The following is a 14,767-nucleotide window of genomic DNA, read 5'->3' as shown; positions in this document are numbered from 1 at the left end:
CCCAAGGCCGCCTTGCGGTGCTAACGTCGAACCATCCACAACACCAAAAAGAGGATAGGCGCATGACACTGGCAGCAGGGCGGCAGGCGATTTTCATCACCGGGGCAGCGTCGGGCATGGGCCGCGAAACCGCGCGGCTGTTCCACGAAAAGGGCTGGTTTATCGGTGCCTTTGACCTGAATCTGGGCGGTCTGCAGGCGCTGCAGGCAGAACTCGGCGCCGACAACTGCGTGATCCAGACGCTGGATGTCAGCGACAAGGGTCAGTTTGACGCCGCGGTCGCTACCTTTGGCGAAGCCACCGGCGGGCGCATGGATATTCTGTTCAACAACGCCGGCATCGTCATGCGCGGTTTCTTCGACGAGCTACCCTTTGAGGATCAGCTGAAGATCATCAACGTCAACGTTATCGGCGTGCTCAACGGCACCCACAGCGCGCTGCCGCTGCTCAAGGCGACACCCAATGCGCTGTGCTTCAACACCTCGTCCTCCTCCGCCACCATGGGCATGCCGCTGATCGCGGTGTACTCGGCCAGCAAGCACGCGGTGAAGGGCCTGACCGAGGCGCTGTCGAACGAGTTTCGCCGCTACGACATCCGCTGCGCCGACGCGCTGCCGGGGCTGATCCGCACCGGGATGCCCAGCGAGGAGATGATGGCGGCGGCGCCGGACAAGGGGCCATTCCGGCTGATTGAGGCCATTGAAGTAGCCAAGGCGGTGTGGAACAGCTACCACTCGGACCAGCTGCACTGGTACATCCCCGAGGAGCTGGCCGAGCTGGACAAGGCCGCCGGCAACAACCCGGAGCTGCTGCGCGACAAACTCGGTCGCCACATGCAGCCCTGAGCGACATATCAGCGCACCCCGCAGCCCAGACGCTTGCGAGCGCGGGCTGCAGAGGGGTAGCCTTGCAGCCTCTTTCCGACAACCACGAGTCTGCCCCAATGAAAACCCTGGTCTGGGATCTTCCCCTGCGTCTGTTTCACTGGCTGCTGGCACTGACCGTCACCGGCGCGCTGGTGACCATCAGCCTCGGCGGCAACTGGATCGAATGGCACGAGCGCTTCGGCATCGCGGTCGTCGGCCTGCTGGCCTTCCGTCTGGTCTGGGGCGTCTGTGGCTCGACCCACTCACGCTTTGCCAGCTTCTTTCCGACACCGGCTCGTATCAAGGCCTATCTGGGCGGCCGCTGGCAGGCACTGGGGCATAATCCGATCGGCGCGCTGTCGGTATTCGCGTTGCTGGGGCTGATGGCGTTTCAGGCAGTAACCGGGCTGTTCAGTAACGACGACGTGGCCTTCTATGGTCCGCTCAGCCGACTGGCTTCGAGCGACACCGGCAGCCTGCTCAGCGGCTGGCACCGTTCCACCGAAGAGCTGATCTACGCCCTGCTGGCGCTGCACATTCTCGCCATTGTGCTGTACCGCCTGCGCGGCAAGAACCTGGTTGGTCCGATGATTCACGGCAAGGCAGAGGTGCCGGCCAATCAGGTTGAACAGGTCAGGGGCGGCGGCTGGGTTGCGCTGATCATCACGCTGGTCATCGCCGGCGCAGCCATCTGGTTTGCCACCGGCACCTGGATTCCCGCACCGCCGCCGGCGCCCGCCGTGCCAGCCTGGTAAGCCCCGGGAAGGCCGATAACCGCCCAATCAAACAAAAACCCGCCAGCTGGCGGGTTTTGTCGGCTAACCTGACGACTCAGTCCATCTTGTACTTGTCGTGGCAGGCCTTGCAGGTCTTGCCCACTTCGGCAAACGCCATGCGGATTTCCGACTGGTCGCCGGTTGCCGCTTTCTCGGCCAGGGTGTTGGCGGCGGCACCCATGTTGCCGGCCAGTTGAGCCACATCCTGCATGTTTTCGAACAGCGACGGATCTGCACTGGTACGCACATCACCGATGTCCTTCTCGGTACCCGGACCAAACAGCGCGCCGATGCCCGAGTTGGCAATCGCAGCAATGGTATTGGCAGCGGCTTCTACCTGCTGCTGGTTGTACTCGACGCTGCCATCAATGACCTGCGCCTTGATCTTGCCCATGTTCCAGGCCATGTAGCTGAAACCGGCCTGACGGGTTTCAATCTGCTTCTCGGGGTCCATCGCAGCGGCGGACAGGCTGGCAGCGAGCAGGGCGGAGCCCAGCAGGGTTGTCATCACGGTTTTCATACAAACTCCTTTTTTAGCTGTTATGGCGCTTCACTTTCCGCAGGTGTTGATCCCGAGCAGCGGATACAGCGGGCAGAAGCGAAAGACGCCGGTTGCCAGCGGCACCAACCCGATCCAGCCCCACAAACCGATGGTGCCGGTCAGGGTCAGGGCAATCAGCACGACTCCTGCGAGGATGCGAAGAACACGGTCAATAGTACCTACATTGGCTTTCATGGCTACTCTCCTGAGTGCTCTGGGGCGCGGTCTCTGACCTTGCCCAGGGTGTTGAAGGCGATATCCGTGCTGGGGAAAACCCCGGCGATCTGCTGCCGTATCCAGTCGGTGTGCTGCAGTTGATCCATGACCGGGCCCTTGACCTCCGCGAGGTGCAGACGAATGTCCCGCTCGCGCAGCCCTTCGGTCAGCTCGCTGAGCATGTCCAGCCCGGTGCTGTCGATGTGGTTAACCGCCGACAGAATCAGTAACACTTCTCTGGTATCAGGATAGTCGGCAAGCGCCTGTGAGATGGCCTGCTCGACCGCCTTGGTGTTGGCAAAAAAGATGTTTTCGTCGATCCGCAGCGCCAGCAGGTGCGGTTCGATTTCAACCAGATGGCGTTTGGTATTGCGGAAGTAGTGGGTATCCGGCACCCGGCCGACCACCGCCACATGGGGGCGGCTGCCGCGCCAGAGCTGGGCGACGATAGCAAAACACACGCCCAGCACGATGCCCGCCTCGATCCCCAGCACCAGCACGCCAACGGCGGTGCTGAGCAGGGTCAGACCTTCGGCCCGGTCATAACGCCAGGCCCGGCGCAAGCTGGCCAGATCGACCAGCGGCACCACTGCAACCAGAATCACCGCCGCCAGCACAACCTGCGGCAACCAGGCAAACAGCGGCGCGATGCTGATCAGAATCAGACCAACCAGCAGCGCCGAGAAGACGCCGGCAAGCGGTGTATTGGCACCGGCCTCGATGTTGACACTGGAGCGGGAGAAGCCGCCACAGACGGCAAAGCCGCCGCTCAGACCGGCACCAATGTTGGCGGCACCCAGCCCGAGCAGTTCGCGATCCGGGTCGATGCTCTGGCGCTTGCGCCGCGCCAGTGACTGGGCGATCGAGACACTTTCGACAAAGCTGACCAGACTGATCAACGCCGCCGGCAGCAGCAATGAGCGCAGCGCCGACAGATCCGGCGTATTCCACACCAGCGCCGGCAGTCCGGCGGGAATCTCCCCGACTACCGGGACGCCCTTGTTGGGCAAATCGGCCAGCAGGGTAATCACCACACCCAGCACCACCACCAGAATCGGCGCCAGCTTGGCCAGCAGACTGGCGAGTGTCGCAGACAGGCCGAGCCCGCGCAGGTGACCAGCCAGCTTTCCGCGCGCATACAGCAACCAGCCGAGCGCGACCAACCCCATCGCCAGCACCAGTGAATTGCCGGTATTCCAGCTGCCCAGCAGATCAAGTGGGGAATCCGGCCAGCCACGCAGGCCGAGCAGCTTCGGCAACTGACTGAGCACAATCAGAATCGCCGCACCGCTGATAAAGCCGCTGATCACCGGATGGCTGAGAAAATTCGCCAGAAAACCGAGGCGCAGCAAGCCGAACCCCAGCAGCATCAGCCCCGACAGCAGCGCCAGCCAGATCGCCAACTGCAGGTAATCAGCGGAGCCAACCGTCGCAAGCGGCGCGAGCAGGGTGGCGGTCATCAAGCCGGTGACCGCCACCGGCCCGACCGACAGGGTCATACTGCTGCCCAGCAATGCATAACCGATCAGCGGCAAAATGCTGGCATACAAGCCGATCTGCACCGGCAACCCGGCGAGCATGGCGTAGGCCATGCTCTGCGGGATGATCATGATGCCAACCACCAGGCCGGCTGTCAGATCACCCGCCAGCCAGGCGCGCCGATAGTGGCGCATCCAGCCGAACAGCGCATTGCTGCCCGGCGGTTGCAGGCGCAGATCCTGACTCACGCCTTCACCTGGCGGTCATACAGGGCAAACAGCCACATGCCAAGCAGCATAGCGGCCACCAGCAGCAGTGCCTGCGGGATCAGGGCTGACGCTGCAACCAGAGCCGGGCCAGGGCAGAAACCTGCCACCCCCCAGCCGGCGCCGAACAGCACACTGCCGAGCACCAGCCGACGGTCGATGGTGCGGCTGGTCGGCAACTGTGCCTGCTCTCCGCGCAGGGTAGTGCCACGACGCTGAATCCACTGCATGGGCACGAAGGCAACACCAATCGCCCCCGCCATAACCAGCGCCAGCGACGGGTCCCAGGCCCCCGCCAGATCCAGAAACCCAAGCACCTTGGCCGGATTGGCCATACCCGAAATCAGCAGGCCGAAACCAAACAGCAGGCCGCTGGCCAACGCAATCAATCCACGCATGGTTCAGACTCCCAGCAGGTGACGCAGCACGAACACGGTGACAAAGCCCGCGCCCATAAAGCTCAGGGTAGCGACCAGCGAGCGCGGCGACAGCCGCGACAGCCCGCAGACACCGTGACCGCTGGTGCAACCAGAGCCCAGCCGCGAACCAAAGCCCACCAGCAGGCCGCCGACGATCAGCGCGAGCGGGCCAGCCTCCACCTGCACGCTGATCTCGCCTGCCACGGCCAGATAGATCCAGGGCGCCAGCAGTAACCCGAGCACAAACAGCAACGCCTCGCCGTTACCTGCCTGCGGCGTCAGCAGCCGGCCGACCAACCCGCTGATACCGGCGATGCGGCCATTGAACAGCATCAGCAATGCCGCAGCTGCGCCGATCAAGGCACCACCCAGCAACGCCGACAACGGGGTAAACGCCGCCCAATCAATGTTCATCAGCTGTCTCCTCGGCGCAGTAAAGGCCGTACAGGGTATGCAGAATAGCCAGTGCCTCACGGCTGGCCACACGGTAGTAAACGAGTTTGCCCTCGCGGCGGGTATCCACCAGCCCCTCACGGCGCAGCACGGCCAGTTGCTGCGACAGGGTCGGCTGGACGATGCCCAGCAGCTCTTCAAGCTCACCAACATTGCGCTCACCATCGACCAGCTGACACAGCAACAGCAAGCGGTCACGGTTGGCCAGCGCCTTGAGCAACTGGTGGGCCTGATCAGCAGAGCTGCGCAGACGCTGGATATCGGATTGGTTATTCATGACAGCAGTACGATCTCTCGGAACATTCTATTGACTAACAATATATAAAAAAATAGATTGTTTGCAAGCACGCCAATCGAAAGGGAGCCCCCGATGAGTGAAAACCGTGTAGAAGTCACCCTTGAGCAGCAGCAGGGCTATCGATTTGAAGCCCGCTTCAGCGGTGGCACGCCACCGCTGATCACCGACGAGCCGGCACCACTGGGTAATAACGAAGGCCCCAGCCCGGCCCAGCTGCTGGTTACCGCTATCGCCAACTGTCTGAGTGACAGTCTGATCTTCGCCCTGGCCAAATTCCGCCAGCCGAACGACGGCATCCGCACCGAGGCGGTCGGGCTGATCGGGCGCAACGAGAAGAACCGCATGCGCGTGGTCGGCGTGGAAGTAACCCTGCATCTGGGCCATCCGGCCAGCGCATTCGAGCGGCTGGAGCGGATTCTCGATCAATTCGAGCAATTCTGTACCGTGTCGCAGAGCGTTGCGGAAGCCTTGCCGATTCAGCTCACCGTGCTCGACAGCGACGGGGTCAAGCTCAAGGGCTGAACAGCTCGAAGCCGAGCAGCGTCTGCACCAGCGTGGCGTTGGCAATGTCGATAAAGAAGGCGCCGAGCAGCGGGATCACCAGATAGGCCTTGGGGCTGGGGCCGTAACGTCTGGTCAAGGCATCCATATTGGCGATGCCGACTGGCGTGGCGCCCAGCCCCATGCCGATAAACCCCGCGCTGATACAGGCCGCGTCGTAATTGCGGCCCAACAGCGGGAAGACCAGAAACACGGTAAACAGGGTAATCACCACGGCCTGTATCAGCAGCATGATGCCGATCACTCCGAACGCGCCCTGCAATGACAGCAGCGGCAGGCTGATCAGGCTCATGCCCAGAAACAGCTGCAGGCTCAGATCGCCAACCAGTTGAATCGGCCTGGCATCGACCTCCACGCCCGCCATGTCCAGCCCGTTGGCCAGCACAATGCCGAGGAACATGGCGGTCAGAAACGCCGGCAGCCGCAGGCCCAAGCCTGACAGCCAGTCGTAGACGCTGGCACCAAGGGCAAAACACAGCGCGATCAGCAGGACCGCAGTAAGCAGATGATCCAGGTCGATCAGGTACGTGGTCTTGCCGCGCCCTTCCAGATGCGGCAACTCGCTCTCCACCTCGGTGCTCACCAGCCCATGACGGCGAATCAGCCAGGCCGACACGGGCCCGCCCAGCAGACCACCGCTGATCAGGCCGGCGGTCGCCATCGCCAGCCCCAGGGTACTGGCGTCGGCCAGTTGGAAATGTTCCTCGAACAACTGCCCCCAGGTGAGCGCGGTGCCGTGGCCGCCGGCCAGCGAGATGCTGCCGCCAATCAGCCCGTACAGGGGGCTTTCCCCCAGTCCCAGCGCCAGCAGCGTACCCACCAGGTTCTGACACAGCAGCAACACCACCGCCAACCCCAGCATGATTGCCAGCGCCCGCCCGCCGGCAAGCAACTGACGCAACCGCGACGAAAGCCCGATGGTGCTGAAGAAGACGATCAGCAGCAGGTCTCGCAGCTGCAGATCAAACTGAATCTCACGATCAGACAGCAACTGCATCACCGCCACCAGCGCGCTGATCGGCAACCCGCCACTGACCGCCGCCGGGATGTTGTAACGGCTGAGCAGGCTGACCCGCTGGTTGATCCAGTACCCCAGCCAGAGCGCAATCACCGTCAGCGCGAGGGTCGTTGGCGTGTTGATCAGCAGGGCAGTCTGTTCCATGACAGGTCTCGGGTTGGTGGCGTGGGCAGCAGGGGATAAGCATATACGCAGGGGCGGGGAGGCGAGCAAACGCCATTTCCTTTCAGCTGACTATTGGTGCGGCCGCTACCCGAGTATTTCGCCTTTCCCGGCGAGCCAAGGGGGGCTGCTTGCCCAGCCCCCCTTAGCGATCCCCCGGGGCACCCGGCTACGCGGCCCTTCGGGTTCGCTGCGTTGCTCGATTTATCGGGGAACCGCAGAACTCGGGGCTACGCCCCTCAGACATGCTGCGGTCCTTTTTCCCGATAAATCTGCGCTACTCGCCCGCGTAAACGGGGAGTTGGTCCGTACACGCTTCACGTCTGGCTGGGCAAGCAGCCCCCCTTGGCTCGCCGCGAAGGCGAAAAGCGAACCTGACCAACACAGGGAGTGCTGATGAAAACAAGGCGCTCACACACAAAACCCAACAAAAACACGCAGCAAAATATTCGCTTAAGCCGATCTTAAGATTCACCCGCCATTCTCCTCCCCAACATGAGGAGGAAGGCCATGTCACAGACCCCGGTTCCACAGGCTCGACAACTCGCCCGCCTGGGCGATGACGCCGCCCTGCTGCACGCTCCCCAGCACCCAGACTGCACGCTGCGGTCGCGGCTGGAGAGCTTTGTTCACGATTGTTTTGCCGACACCTACGGCGCCAATGTCCGCCAGTTCATGCCGGAGCTGCTCGGCCTTTGCCAGCAGGGCACGCTGCAGGCCGGTGTGGGTATCCGCGGCGGCGCCAGTGGCCCGCTATTTCTCGAACACTATCTCGATCAGCCGGTGTGCGACGCCATTCGTCAGCACACCGACCTGCCGGTAAACCGCGAGCAGGTGGTAGAAGTCGGCAATCTGGCCGCACTGGCTCCCGGAGCAGGGCGCCTGCTGATCATCGCGCTGACCCACTACCTGGCGACCAGCGGGTACACCTGGGTGGTCTTCACCGGCACACCGATGCTGCTCAACAGCTTCCAGCGCCTGACCCTGAGCCCGATTGATCTGGGCCCGGCCGACCCGCTGCGCTTGGGGGAAGCCCGCCTGGAGTGGGGCAGCTACTACGCCACCCGCCCCCGGGTAATGGCCGGCTATATCCCCGAAGGCTTCAACCAGCTGCAGCGCCGCGGCCTGTTCGAGCGCATGCGCTATCAACCCGATTACCTGCAAACCGGCCCGGAGATTGCCCATGATTGCGCCTGAGACGCTCTGGCACAGCCTTGAACGCCACGCTGCCGAGCGCCCCAACAAATCTGCGCTGAGCGACGAGCAGGGCAGCATCAGCTACGCCGATTTGCCGGCCGAGATCCAGCGCCGGGCCGAGCACCTGCGCGCGGTCGGCTGCCGCTGCGTGGCGCTGGCCCTGCCCAACGGTCGCGAGTGGCTGTTGTGGGATCTGGCGATTCTCAAGGCCGGCCTGATCTGCGTGCCGATTGCGCCGTTCTTTACCCGACAGCAGCGCGAACACCTGCTGCGCAGCGCCGGCGTCGACACCGTGCTGGGCATGGCCGACGACAGCGCAGAGCTGCTGGCACAGGGCTTTGCCGCCACTTCGCTGGGCTGGCAACGGGCACCGATGGGCGTCGGCATCCCGGCCGGCACCGCCAAGATCACCTTTACCTCCGGCACCACCGGCACGCCCAAGGGCGTCTGCCTGTCTGCCGAAGCCATGCTGCAGGTCGCCGACAGCCTGCGTGAGGCCTGCTCGCCGGTTGATCCGCAGCAGCACCTGATTCTGCTGCCGCTGGCCGTGCTGCTGGATAATCTGGGCGCCATCACCGCGCTGCTCAACGGCGCCAGCATCAGCGTGCCGACCGACACCGGCCTGCAGGGCGCGCAGATCAATCCGGCCCGGCTGCTGACGGTGCTGAACCAGAGCCAGCCGCACAGTCTGATTCTGGTGCCGCAGCTGCTGCAGGGTCTGCTGCAGGCTGCCGACGCCGGTGCGCCACTGCCGCGCAGCCTGCGCTTTATCGCGGTCGGCGGCGGCCGGGTTGCACCATCATTGCTGGAGCGGGCAGCCAGACACGGCATGCCGGTGTTCGAGGGCTATGGCCTGTCCGAATGCGCGTCGGTGGTCTGCCTCAATCGTCCGGGCTGCAACCGCCCGGGCACCGTCGGCCAGCCGCTGCCGCATGTACAGATTCGCCTTGCCGATGACGGCGAGATCTTGGTCCGCGGTGCCCGCGCGCTGGGCTATCTCGGCGAGCCGCCGCTGACCGCCGACGAGTGGCCGACCGGTGATATCGGCAAGCTGGAGGATGGCTACCTGAGCATTCTCGGCCGCAAGAAGAACCAGTTCATCACCGCCTATGGCCGCAACGTCAATCCCGAATGGGTCGAGGCCGAGGTCGCCGCCCATCCGGCGATTGCCCAGGTGCTGGTGTACGGCGAGGCGCTGCCGGTCAACGTGGCACTGATCGTGCCGCGCAGCAGTGCCTTCCGGGTTACCGACATCGAGGAGGCAATCGCCCAGGCCAACAGCCGACTGCCCGACTACGCCCGCATCGGCCCCTGGCTGACCGCCAGCGAACCCTTCACTGCCAACAATGGCCAGCTGACCAGCAACGGTCGCCTGCGCCGCGAACAGATCATCGAACACTACCGTGCAGCCCTACTTGGCCTGCTGACCGAGGACATTGCCCTATGACTTTCTTTGAACACCTGCAAAGCGAAACCGTAAACGAACGCGAATACCTGTTCAGCTCACCTCTGATCCAGGCCGCCCTGCGCGGCGAGGTACAACGCCACAGCTACATCGCGTTTCTGGCCCAGGCCTTCCATCACGTGCGTCACACCGTGCCGCTGCTGATGGCCTGCGGCGCCCGGCTGGACAGCGACCACGAATGGGTGCGCGAGGCCATGGCCGAGTACATCGAGGAGGAAATCGGCCATCAGGAGTGGATTCTCAACGACATCCGCGCCTGCGGTGGTGACGCCGAGGCGGTCCGCCACAGCACCCCGGCACTGGCCACCGAACTGATGGTCAGCACCATGTACGACCGCATCAACCGGCTCAATCCGATGTCCATGCTGGGCATGGTGTTCGTGCTCGAAGGCACCAGCATCGCGCTGGCCACCCAGGCCGCCGGCAGCCTCAAGGAAGGCCTGGGCCTGCCGCCGCAGGCATTCAGCTACCTGACCTCGCACGGCTCGCTGGATCTGGAGCACATGAAGTTCTTCGAGCAACTGGTAAACCGCATCGACAACGATGCAGACCGCACCGCCGTGCTGCACACCGCCAAGGTGATCTACCGGCTCTATGCCGACATGTTCCGCAGCCTGCCGGGCTCGGTCGAGGAGGAGGTGCGCCATGCAGCTGTCGGCTAGTCGTGTACTGCTGACCGGCGCCACCGGCGGCATGGGCCGCGCCATCGTAGCCGCGCTCTGCGTGCGCGGGGCGCAGGTGCTGGTGGTCGGCCGACAAGACAAGGCCCTGCAGGCCCTGGTGGAGCGCAATCCGTCCCAGGTCAGCTGTCTGCAGGCCGATTTGCGTCAACCGGCCGACCGCGCCAGCGTGCTGCGCCGGGCGCAGCAGATGGGAGACATCAACCTGCTGATCAACGCCGCCGGCATCAACCACTTCGGCCTGTTCGAGAACATGCAGGAGCAGGCCATCAATGATCTGATCGAGACCAACCTGACAGCCACCCTGCAGCTCACCCACGCCATGCTGCCGCTGCTGCGCAGCCAGCCGCAGAGCTGTGTGGTCAACATCGGCTCGACCTTCGGCTCGATCGGTTACCCCGGCTTCAGCGTCTACTGCGCGACCAAGTTCGCCCTGCGCGGCTTCTCCGAAGCACTGCGCCGCGAGCTGGCGGATACCAATGTCGGCGTTCTTTACCTCGCGCCGCGGGCGACCCGCACCGAGATGAACAATGCCGCGGTAGAAGCCATGAACGCCGAACTGCAGGTCAGCATGGACAGCCCCGAGCTGGTCGCCGAGCGATTGGTTCAGGCGCTGGATGCCGATCTGCGCGAGGTGCATCTGGGCTTTCCCGAGCGCCTGTTCGTGCGCCTGAACGGGATTCTGCCGCGGCTGGTAGACAAGGCCCTGCGTCGCCAACTGCCAACCATCCAGCACTACGCCACCCCCTCAACCCACACCAGGGAGCACTGATCATGTCCATCTGGATTCGTTATCTCGTTGCCGGCCTGCTGGCCGGCTTCAGCCTGAACATCCTTGCCGCCGATATCGCTCCGCTGCAGCAACGCTGGGCGGAAATTCAGTACCAGCTGCCGGAAGACCAGAAGGCGGACGCCTTCGAAGCCCTGGCCGCCGAAGCCGGGCAGGCGCTGGCAAAGGAGCCCGATGACGCCCCGCTGCTGATCTGGCGCGGCATCATTCTCAGCAGCTGGGCTGGCGCCGACGGCGGCCTGGGCGCACTGGGCAAGGTCAAGGAGGCCAAGAGCCTGTTCGAGCACGCCCTGCAGGTTGACCCGCAGGCACTGCAGGGCTCGGCCTACACCAGTCTGGGCGCGCTCTACTACCAGGTTCCGGGCTGGCCCATCGGCTTTGGCGATGACGAGCAGGCCGAAGCGCTGCTGAAGCAGGCACTGGCACTGAACCCGGACGGTATCGACAGCAATTACTTCTGGGGCGATTACCTGATCGACCAGAAGCGCTATGCTGAAGCCCGCGCCGCGCTGCTCAAGGCCCAGGCTGCTGCCCCGCGCCCGGACCGCCCGCTGGCCGATCAGGGCCGCCAGGCCGAGATCCGCGCCCGACTGGATAAAATCGCCAACAGGTAACCCATGCGACTGCTGCTGGTTGAAGACGATAGCTCCCTCGCCGAGGGCATTCTCACCTCGCTCAAGGGCGAGGGTTATACACTCGACTGGCTGCAGGACGGCGCCAGCGCACTGCACGCGCTGAGCAGCGAGCCCTTTGATCTGGCCATTCTGGATCTGGGCCTGCCGCGGATGGACGGTCTGCAGGTGCTGCGCGCCTTGCGCGACCGTCATCAGGCCGTGCCGGTACTGGTGCTGACCGCCCGCGACGGCGTGCAGGACCGCATCGCCGGCCTCGATGCCGGCGCCGACGACTACCTGATCAAGCCGTTCGACAGCGCCGAACTGAAAGCCCGCATCCGCGCCCTGCTGCGGCGCAGCGCCGGGCGCGCCGAGCCGTTGATCCAGCTGCGCGGCGTCACCCTCGACCCGCAAAGCCAGCAGGTCAGCTTCGAAGGCCGCAACGTCAATCTGTCGCGCAAGGAGTTCATCCTGCTGCACGAACTGATGGCTCAGCCGGACCGGGTGCTGACCCGTGATCGGCTGGAGCAGGCGCTCTACGGCTGGAATGAGGAAGTCGACAGCAACACCCTGGAAGTCCATATCCACCACCTGCGGCGCAAGCTGTTCAGCGGCCTGATCCGCACCTTGCGCGGGGTCGGCTACATGATCGAGCGCGACGCATGAAATCCATCCGCAAGCGCATCCTGGTGCGGGTGCTGGGGCTGCTGCTGGTCAGCACCCTGATCATGGGTTGGGCCAGCCACCACGACTCCACCCACGAGGTAGAAGAGCTGTTCGACGCTCAGCTGGGCCAGAGCGCACGGGTACTGATCGGCCTGCTCGGTGCCTCGCAGGGTCAGATTCCGACCGAACAACTGGCCCAGGCGCTGCTGGAAACCAGCGGCGAGCACCCCAAACTCGGACACCGCTATGAAAGCAAGCTGGCCTTCCAGGTGCGTAACGCCGAGGGCCGGGTCATTGCCCGCTCCTTCAATGTGCCGCCGCTGACCGCCGCCGACTGGCAGCCGGGTTTTGCCGATCTGCAGCAGGCGCAGCACCAGTGGCGCAGCTATGTACTGGAGTCACCCGACAGCGGTCTGGCGGTTTGGGTCGGCGAGCGCAGCGACGTACGTGGCGAGCTGGTCGACAAGATCGTGCGCGGGACACTGGTACCCGATCTGCTGGGTATCCCGCTGCTGGTACTGCTGGTCTGGTTTGCCATCGGCTCGGGCTTGAAACCGCTGGACGAGCTGGCCCGCCTGATCCGCCTGCGCGAGCCCAACAGTCTGCAGCCGATCGTACTCAGCGATCTACCACAGGAGCTGGAACCGGTGCAGGCCGCGCTCAATCGCATGCTCGAGCAATTGCACCAGTTGCTGGCCCGCGAACAGCGCTTTATTGCCGACGCGGCGCATGAACTGCGCACGCCGCTGGCGGTGCTGAAAATCCACGCCGAAAACGCCATGCAGGCCAACGAGCCGGCCGAGCGTGACCAGGCCCTGCAGCACCTTCGCCGGGGCGTGGAGCGCGCTACCAGGCTGATCTCACAGATGCTGACCCTGGCCCGGCTGGCAGACGACCAGCAGCGCCAGCGGGTGCCCGTCGCCCTGCTGCAAAGCTGCCGAGACGCCGTTGCCGAACTGCTGCCGCTGGCTCTGCGGCGAGATCAGGAACTGGAGCTGGTCAGCGACGGCAGCTTGCCGGAACAGGTGGAGATGGAGCCCGGCAGCCTCGGCATGTTGCTGCAAAATCTGGTCGGCAATGCCATCCAGCACACCCCCGATGGCGGGCGGATTCTGATCAGCCTGCAGCAGCAGGCCGACCAATTGGTGCTGCGGGTCGAAGACAGCGGCAGTGGCGTGGCGCCCGCCGACCGCGAGCGCCTGCTGGAACGCTTTCACACCCAGGGCAACAGCCAGGGTGCGGGGCTGGGTCTGTCCATTGTGCAACGCATCATTGAGCGCCACCAGGGCAGCCTGTTGCTCGGTGACAGTCCACTCGGCGGCCTGCTGGTGCAGGCCAGCTTCCCGCTCGGCACACCCGTGTCCGGCTGATCGTGCGTCATCACCCGGGCAGCCTGCGCTGGTATCAGGGGGTAAGTTGGCCGATACTCGGGCGCGTTCAAGATGCCCAATAACAACAGGAGATCCGACCCATGACCACCTCGCGCTTCGACCTGACCGGCAAGACTGCCCTGATTACCGGCGCCTCCAGCGGCCTCGGCGCCCACTTCGCCCGCGTACTGGCCGCTGCCGGCGCCCGTGTCGTGCTCGCTGCCCGCCGCGCCGATCGTCTGTCCGCGCTGGTGGACGAGCTCAAGCAGCAGGGCTTTGAGGCAATGGCGGTCACCATGGACGTAACCGACGCCGACAGCGTCGACGCCGGCTTCAGTGCCGCCGAGCACGCCTTCGGCGTGTGCGACATTCTGGTCAACAACGCCGGGATTGGCGATCCGGTGCCCTTCCTGGAAATGGACGAAGGTAACTGGCGCAGCATGCTCGACACCAACCTCGACGGCGCCTGGCGCGTCGCCCATCGCGGCTGCAAGGCGATGGCCGGCAGCGGCCAGGGTGGCAGTGTGATCAACATTGCCTCGATCCTCGGCCTGCGGGTTGGCAAGGCACTGGCCCACTACGCGGTCGCCAAGGCCGGTGTGGTGCAGCTGACCAAGGCCATGGCGATGGAACTGGCCAAGAACGGTATCCGCGTCAACGCCATTGCCCCCGGCTACTTCCGCACCGAAATGAATTCCGACTACTTTGACACCGAGCATGGCCAGACCTACGTGCGCAGCAAGGTCCCGATGGGCCGCCTGGGGCAGCTCGACGAACTCGATGGCCCGCTGCTGCTGCTCGCCAGCGAGGCCGGTTCGTTCATGACCGGCACCATCATCAACGTCGATGGTGGTCATGTGAACAACAGCCTGTAAGCCGCGATCGCGTCAGTACCCGTTGCCGGCACCTGACAAGTGCCGGCACAGAGCG

Annotated in this window: 17 protein-coding genes and 1 pseudogene; 11 read left to right on the top strand and 7 right to left on the bottom strand. The window is 64.4% G+C overall.

Going from position 1 to position 14,767, the window contains the following annotated elements:
- Nucleotides 1-62 precede the first annotated feature (62 nt).
- Nucleotides 63-845, top strand: coding sequence for an SDR family oxidoreductase (locus ACZ5WQ_RS14275; protein ID WP_464382522.1), 783 nt, complete (start codon nucleotides 63-65; stop codon nucleotides 843-845).
- A gap of 98 nt (nucleotides 846-943) precedes the next feature.
- Nucleotides 944-1,621 carry a cytochrome b/b6 domain-containing protein gene (locus tag ACZ5WQ_RS14270; protein WP_233048627.1) on the top strand — a complete coding sequence of 226 codons (678 nt, stop codon included), beginning with the start codon at nucleotides 944-946 and terminating at the stop codon, nucleotides 1,619-1,621.
- 76 nt (nucleotides 1,622-1,697) lie between these two features.
- On the opposite strand, the gene ACZ5WQ_RS14265 is transcribed toward ACZ5WQ_RS14270, so the two are convergent.
- The 6 genes and pseudogenes from ACZ5WQ_RS14265 to ACZ5WQ_RS14240 all read right to left on the bottom strand — a co-directional run.
- A complete protein-coding gene (locus tag ACZ5WQ_RS14265) occupies nucleotides 1,698-2,162 on the bottom strand; it encodes a c-type cytochrome (protein ID WP_285676949.1) in 465 nt (154 codons plus the stop codon).
- 30 nt (nucleotides 2,163-2,192) lie between these two features.
- Entirely contained in the window at nucleotides 2,193-2,378 is a 186-nt protein-coding gene (locus ACZ5WQ_RS14260; RefSeq protein ID WP_233048625.1) for a YgaP family membrane protein, read from the bottom strand.
- A gap of 2 nt (nucleotides 2,379-2,380) precedes the next feature.
- Entirely contained in the window at nucleotides 2,381-4,126 is a 1,746-nt protein-coding gene (locus ACZ5WQ_RS14255) for a SulP family inorganic anion transporter (protein ID WP_464382521.1), read from the bottom strand.
- The gene (locus ACZ5WQ_RS14250; protein ID WP_464382520.1) at nucleotides 4,123-4,542 is read right to left on the bottom strand and encodes a DUF6691 family protein; all 420 of its coding nucleotides are present in this window, start codon (nucleotides 4,540-4,542) and stop codon (nucleotides 4,123-4,125) included. The genes ACZ5WQ_RS14255 and ACZ5WQ_RS14250 overlap by 4 nt, the downstream gene beginning before the upstream one ends.
- Before the next feature lie 3 nt (nucleotides 4,543-4,545).
- On the bottom strand, nucleotides 4,546-5,169 hold the full coding sequence (locus ACZ5WQ_RS14245) for a YeeE/YedE family protein (protein WP_464382519.1): 624 nt from the start codon (nucleotides 5,167-5,169) through the stop codon (nucleotides 4,546-4,548).
- Nucleotides 5,084-5,293: pseudogene (locus ACZ5WQ_RS14240) on the bottom strand (ArsR/SmtB family transcription factor); the annotation flags it as partial. The gene ACZ5WQ_RS14245 and the pseudogene ACZ5WQ_RS14240, both read right to left, overlap by 86 nt.
- 93 nt (nucleotides 5,294-5,386) lie before the next feature.
- Here ACZ5WQ_RS14240 and ACZ5WQ_RS14235 point away from each other — a divergent pair.
- Nucleotides 5,387-5,836, top strand: a complete 450-nt coding sequence (locus tag ACZ5WQ_RS14235) for an OsmC family protein (protein ID WP_464382518.1) — start codon at nucleotides 5,387-5,389, stop codon at nucleotides 5,834-5,836.
- Here ACZ5WQ_RS14235 and gltS read toward each other — a convergent pair.
- The gene (gene gltS / locus ACZ5WQ_RS14230) at nucleotides 5,826-7,037 is read right to left on the bottom strand and encodes a sodium/glutamate symporter (RefSeq protein ID WP_464382517.1); all 1,212 of its coding nucleotides are present in this window, start codon (nucleotides 7,035-7,037) and stop codon (nucleotides 5,826-5,828) included. The two genes, ACZ5WQ_RS14235 and gltS, sit on opposite strands and share 11 nt — an antisense overlap.
- A gap of 528 nt (nucleotides 7,038-7,565) precedes the next feature.
- Between gltS and ACZ5WQ_RS14225 the strand changes: the two genes are divergently transcribed.
- The 8 genes from ACZ5WQ_RS14225 (at nucleotide 7,566) to ACZ5WQ_RS14190 (ending at nucleotide 14,712) form a co-directional block, all read left to right on the top strand.
- Nucleotides 7,566-8,252: a thermostable hemolysin gene (locus ACZ5WQ_RS14225; protein WP_338212523.1), complete on the top strand. Its 687-nt coding sequence runs from the start codon at nucleotides 7,566-7,568 to the stop codon at nucleotides 8,250-8,252.
- Nucleotides 8,239-9,699, top strand: a complete 1,461-nt coding sequence (locus ACZ5WQ_RS14220) for an AMP-binding protein (RefSeq protein WP_464382516.1) — start codon at nucleotides 8,239-8,241, stop codon at nucleotides 9,697-9,699. Before ACZ5WQ_RS14225 ends, ACZ5WQ_RS14220 begins: the two co-directional genes overlap by 14 nt.
- Entirely contained in the window at nucleotides 9,696-10,379 is a 684-nt protein-coding gene (locus ACZ5WQ_RS14215) for a TenA family transcriptional regulator (protein ID WP_464382515.1), read from the top strand. The genes ACZ5WQ_RS14220 and ACZ5WQ_RS14215 overlap by 4 nt, the downstream gene beginning before the upstream one ends.
- A complete protein-coding gene (locus ACZ5WQ_RS14210) occupies nucleotides 10,363-11,169 on the top strand; it encodes an SDR family oxidoreductase (protein WP_464382514.1) in 807 nt (268 codons plus the stop codon). The genes ACZ5WQ_RS14215 and ACZ5WQ_RS14210 overlap by 17 nt, the downstream gene beginning before the upstream one ends.
- Before the next feature lie 2 nt (nucleotides 11,170-11,171).
- Nucleotides 11,172-11,801 carry a hypothetical protein gene (locus ACZ5WQ_RS14205; RefSeq protein WP_464382513.1) on the top strand — a complete coding sequence of 210 codons (630 nt, stop codon included), beginning with the start codon at nucleotides 11,172-11,174 and terminating at the stop codon, nucleotides 11,799-11,801.
- Between the two features lie 3 nt (nucleotides 11,802-11,804).
- Nucleotides 11,805-12,467: a response regulator gene (locus ACZ5WQ_RS14200; RefSeq protein ID WP_233048616.1), complete on the top strand. Its 663-nt coding sequence runs from the start codon at nucleotides 11,805-11,807 to the stop codon at nucleotides 12,465-12,467.
- Nucleotides 12,464-13,837, top strand: coding sequence for an ATP-binding protein (locus ACZ5WQ_RS14195; RefSeq protein WP_269688345.1), 1,374 nt, complete (start codon nucleotides 12,464-12,466; stop codon nucleotides 13,835-13,837). Before ACZ5WQ_RS14200 ends, ACZ5WQ_RS14195 begins: the two co-directional genes overlap by 4 nt.
- Before the next feature lie 101 nt (nucleotides 13,838-13,938).
- Nucleotides 13,939-14,712 (top strand): SDR family NAD(P)-dependent oxidoreductase, encoded by a 774-nt coding sequence (locus ACZ5WQ_RS14190; RefSeq protein WP_285676958.1) that lies wholly within the window; start codon nucleotides 13,939-13,941, stop codon nucleotides 14,710-14,712.
- Nucleotides 14,713-14,767 lie beyond the last annotated feature (55 nt).

It is taken from the genome of Halopseudomonas sp. T1L2, assembly GCF_055397385.1.
Note: the sequence above shows the minus strand (reverse complement) of the source record. Positions and strands in the feature narration are given on the sequence as shown.

What these genes read in the sequence shown, in the direction of transcription:
- ACZ5WQ_RS14275 (WP_464382522.1), top strand. Translation starts at nt 63, where the DNA reads ATGACACTGGCAGCAGGGCGGCAGGCGATTTTCATCACCGGGGCAGCG.
- ACZ5WQ_RS14270 (WP_233048627.1), top strand. Translation starts at nt 944, where the DNA reads ATGAAAACCCTGGTCTGGGATCTTCCCCTGCGTCTGTTTCACTGGCTG.
- ACZ5WQ_RS14265 (WP_285676949.1), bottom strand. Translation starts at nt 2,162, where the DNA reads ATGAAAACCGTGATGACAACCCTGCTGGGCTCCGCCCTGCTCGCTGCC.
- ACZ5WQ_RS14260 (WP_233048625.1), bottom strand. Translation starts at nt 2,378, where the DNA reads ATGAAAGCCAATGTAGGTACTATTGACCGTGTTCTTCGCATCCTCGCA.
- ACZ5WQ_RS14250 (WP_464382520.1), bottom strand. Translation starts at nt 4,542, where the DNA reads ATGCGTGGATTGATTGCGTTGGCCAGCGGCCTGCTGTTTGGTTTCGGC.
- ACZ5WQ_RS14245 (WP_464382519.1), bottom strand. Translation starts at nt 5,169, where the DNA reads ATGTTGGTGAGCTTGAAGAGCTGCTGGGCATCGTCCAGCCGACCCTGT.
- ACZ5WQ_RS14235 (WP_464382518.1), top strand. Translation starts at nt 5,387, where the DNA reads ATGAGTGAAAACCGTGTAGAAGTCACCCTTGAGCAGCAGCAGGGCTAT.
- gltS (WP_464382517.1), bottom strand. Translation starts at nt 7,037, where the DNA reads ATGGAACAGACTGCCCTGCTGATCAACACGCCAACGACCCTCGCGCTG.
- ACZ5WQ_RS14225 (WP_338212523.1), top strand. Translation starts at nt 7,566, where the DNA reads ATGTCACAGACCCCGGTTCCACAGGCTCGACAACTCGCCCGCCTGGGC.
- ACZ5WQ_RS14220 (WP_464382516.1), top strand. Translation starts at nt 8,239, where the DNA reads ATGATTGCGCCTGAGACGCTCTGGCACAGCCTTGAACGCCACGCTGCC.
- ACZ5WQ_RS14215 (WP_464382515.1), top strand. Translation starts at nt 9,696, where the DNA reads ATGACTTTCTTTGAACACCTGCAAAGCGAAACCGTAAACGAACGCGAA.
- ACZ5WQ_RS14210 (WP_464382514.1), top strand. Translation starts at nt 10,363, where the DNA reads ATGCAGCTGTCGGCTAGTCGTGTACTGCTGACCGGCGCCACCGGCGGC.
- ACZ5WQ_RS14205 (WP_464382513.1), top strand. Translation starts at nt 11,172, where the DNA reads ATGTCCATCTGGATTCGTTATCTCGTTGCCGGCCTGCTGGCCGGCTTC.
- ACZ5WQ_RS14200 (WP_233048616.1), top strand. Translation starts at nt 11,805, where the DNA reads ATGCGACTGCTGCTGGTTGAAGACGATAGCTCCCTCGCCGAGGGCATT.
- ACZ5WQ_RS14195 (WP_269688345.1), top strand. Translation starts at nt 12,464, where the DNA reads ATGAAATCCATCCGCAAGCGCATCCTGGTGCGGGTGCTGGGGCTGCTG.
- ACZ5WQ_RS14190 (WP_285676958.1), top strand. Translation starts at nt 13,939, where the DNA reads ATGACCACCTCGCGCTTCGACCTGACCGGCAAGACTGCCCTGATTACC.